Annotated in this window: 1 protein-coding gene; it reads left to right on the top strand. The window is 42.5% G+C overall.

Going from position 1 to position 1051, the window contains the following annotated elements:
• The coding region (locus CJ239_RS11430) for a YPDG domain-containing protein (protein WP_219716991.1) at nucleotides 1-1051 on the top strand (1051 nt) is incomplete at both ends.

The raw sequence follows: 1051 nt of genomic DNA, 5'->3' as shown, positions 1-1051 counted from the left end.
AGGCGAAGCCAATGGTAAGACAATTCCATCAGGTACAACATACACAAGTGGAACACCAGGCCTTATCACAGTAGATGACAAAGGAAAAGTTACTGTAACCATTCCTTCAGATAAGAATCCAGGAGATAAGGTAACAGGAAAAGTTCTAGTAAGATACCCAGATGGCTCAGAAGAAGAAGTTCCAGTCACTGTAACAGTAACACCACCAGAAAAACTTACACCAACAGTAGATGTTGAACAAGATCCTAAGACAGGTGATGTTACAGTAACACCGAAGAGACCAGATGGTTCAACCTACCCACCAGGAACTACAGTAGAAATCCCAGGTAAAGATGGTAACCCAATCACTGTTACAATCGGTGAAGACGGTAAAGGTAAAGTACCAAATAGTGAATTACCAGAAGGTAAAGTACCAGGAACTGCTAAGATTACAGAACCAGGTAAACCAGCTGTGGAAGTTCCTAATGTAACAACGCCAGCTCATAAGACACCAACAGTAGATGTTGAACAAGATCCTAAGACAGGTGATGTTACAGTAACACCGAAGAGACCAGATGGTTCAACCTACCCACCAGGAACTACAGTAGAAATCCCAGGTAAAGATGGTAACCCAATCACTGTTACAATCGGTGAAGACGGTAAAGGTAAAGTACCAAATAGTGAATTACCAGAAGGTAAGGTTCCAGGAACAGGTAAGATTACAGAACCAGGTAAACCAGCTGTGGAAGTTCCTAATGTAACAACGCCAGCTCATAAGACACCAACAGTAGATGTTGAACAAGATCCTAAGACAGGTGATGTTACAGTAACACCGAAGAGACCAGATGGTTCAACCTACCCACCAGGAACTACAGTAGAAATCCCAGGTAAAGATGGTAACCCAATCACTGTTACAATCGGTGAAGACGGTAAAGGTAAAGTACCAAACAGTGAATTGCCAGAAGGTAAAGTGCCAGGAACAGGTAAGATTACAGAACCAGGTAAACCAGCTGTGGAAGTTCCTAATGTAACAACGCCAGCTCATAAGACACCAACAGTAGATGTTGAACAA

Origin of the sequence: Streptococcus sp. UMB0029, assembly GCF_002871495.1 — a bacterium.
Taxonomy (GTDB): domain Bacteria; phylum Bacillota; class Bacilli; order Lactobacillales; family Streptococcaceae; genus Streptococcus.
This window is presented reverse-complemented; position numbering and strand designations above follow the sequence as displayed.